Origin of the sequence: Myxococcus sp. AB025B, assembly GCF_006518215.1 — a bacterium.
GTDB classification, from domain to species: Bacteria; Myxococcota; Myxococcia; order Myxococcales; family Myxococcaceae; genus Myxococcus; species Myxococcus fulvus.
Genome location: NZ_SRLW01000593.1, coordinates 1 through 1,962 on the forward strand (window position 1 = coordinate 1; position 1,962 = coordinate 1,962).

Below are 1,962 nucleotides of genomic sequence, written 5' to 3' on the forward strand. Positions count from 1 at the left end.
GGGCTGGGGTTGGGCCTGGGCCTGGTGGGCGCGCTGGCGGCCCATCGCATCATGGAAGGGCTGCTGTATGGCATGGGCGCGCTGGATGTTCCGGTGTTGGCGGGCGTGGCGCTGTTGCTCCTGGGGACCGCCTGGCTGGCGAGCTGGCTTCCGGCTCGCAGGGCGGCGAGCGTGGACCCCGCGTCGGTGCTTCGTCGCGGCTGAGTCCCTTCCTTTCTGGCACTCTCTTTCTCCTGGATGACCTCCGTGTCCGAATCACTCTCCGTTTCCGTTCCCACCCCTGTTCCTCCGCCACCGGCCCCGGTGGCTGCGGCGAGGCCCTCGCGCATCCTGATTGCCGACGACCAGGCCGACGTGCTGGAGGCCCTGCGCCTGCTGCTCAAGCGTGACGGACACACCGTCGTCACCGCGCAGTCGCCCGCGGGAGCGCTCGCCACGCTGGAGGCCGAGGACGTGGACCTGGTCCTGATGGACCTGAACTACGCGCGCGACACGACGTCCGGGAAGGAGGGCATGGACCTGCTCGGCCGCATCCGCGCTCAGGACGCGTCGCTGCCGGTGGTGGTGATGACGGCGTGGAGCAGCGTGGAGGGCGCGGTGGAGGCCATGCGCGGCGGCGCGCGCGACTACGTGCAGAAGCCGTGGGACAACACGCGGCTGCTGGCCACGCTGCGCACCCAACTGGAGCTGAGCCGCGCGCTCAAGCGCAGCCGCCGGCTGGAGGAGGAGAACCAGCACCTGCGCCGGGAACAGGGTGGGCTGCCGAACCTGGTCTCCGAGTCGCGCGCGATGATGCCGGTGCGCCGCATGATTGAGCGCGTGGCCCCGTCGGCCGCCAACGTGCTGGTGACGGGTGAGCACGGCACGGGCAAGGAGGTGGTGGCCAGGCTGCTGCACGCGTCCTCCACGCGCGCGGACCGGGCCTTCGTGGCGGTGAACTCCGGCGGGCTGTCGGAGGGGGTCTTCGAGAGCGAGCTGTTCGGCCACGTGAAGGGCGCCTTCACGGACGCGAAGACGGACCGCATCGGCTGCTTCGAGCTGGCGGACGGCGGCACGCTGTTCCTGGACGAAATCGGGAACATGCCGCTGTCGCAGCAGGCGAAGCTCTTGCGCGTGCTGCAGACGGGCGAGCTGCACCCGGTGGGCTCGTCGAAGACGCGGCGGGTGGACGTGCGGGTGGTGAGCGCGACGAACGTGGACCTGCCCAAGGCGGTGGCTGAGGGCCGCTTCCGCGAGGACCTGCTGTACCGCCTCAACACGGTGGAGGTGCCGCTGCCGGCCTTGCGTGAGCGGCGCGAGGACATCCCGCTGCTGGCGGCGCACTTCCTGGCCGAGCACGGCAAGCGCTACGGGCGCCATGACGTGCGGATGTCGGCGGGGGCGCTGGAGGCGCTCTTGTCCTATCCGTGGCCGGGCAACGTGCGCGAGCTGGAGCACGCGGTGGAGCGCTCGCTGCTGATGGCGGTGGGCGACGAGGTGACGGCGGAGGATTTGCTGCTCCGCCGGGCGGGGCGTGAGGGGCTGTCGCGGCTGGAGGAGATGACGCTGGAGGAGGTGGAGCGCTACCTCATCGAGCGGGCGCTGGCGCGGCACGAGGGCAACGTGAGCGAGGCGGCGAAGGGGCTGGGCCTGTCGCGCAGCGCGCTGTACCGTCGGCTCCAGTACTACGGCATCAAGGGAGCAAGGTGAGGCGCGAGCGCGGGCCCTGGCCACATGACCTGCAGGTGCTGGCCCTGACGTGGCTGGCGGGACTGCCGGGCGGGGTGGCGTCGCTCGCGCTGGTGTGGACGGGAGACTTCTCGTCGAAGGTCCGCTGGACGCTCACCACGCTGGTGGTGGGCATCTTCCTGGGCGTGGGGCTCCTGGTGCGCGAGCGGGTGATGCGGCCGCTGCACGCTGTGGCGAACCTCTTGGCCGCGCTGCGCGAGGGGGACTATTCGACGCGCGGGCGGGGGGCTCGGG

General features: G+C 71.5%; 2 protein-coding genes and 1 pseudogene. All 3 read left to right on the forward strand.

Annotated features, from left to right (window positions below; genetic code table 11):
* The coding region (locus tag FL311_RS44675) for a hypothetical protein (RefSeq protein WP_194869632.1) at window positions 1–204 on the forward strand (204 nt) is incomplete at its 5' end.
* A gap of 33 nt (window positions 205–237) precedes the next feature.
* Complete coding sequence (locus tag FL311_RS42860) at window positions 238–1,689, forward strand: sigma-54 dependent transcriptional regulator (protein ID WP_141333406.1); 1,452 nt, start codon at window positions 238–240, stop codon at window positions 1,687–1,689.
* Window positions 1,686–1,962: pseudogene (locus tag FL311_RS42865) on the forward strand (PAS domain-containing sensor histidine kinase); the annotation flags it as partial. The gene FL311_RS42860 and the pseudogene FL311_RS42865, both read left to right, overlap by 4 nt.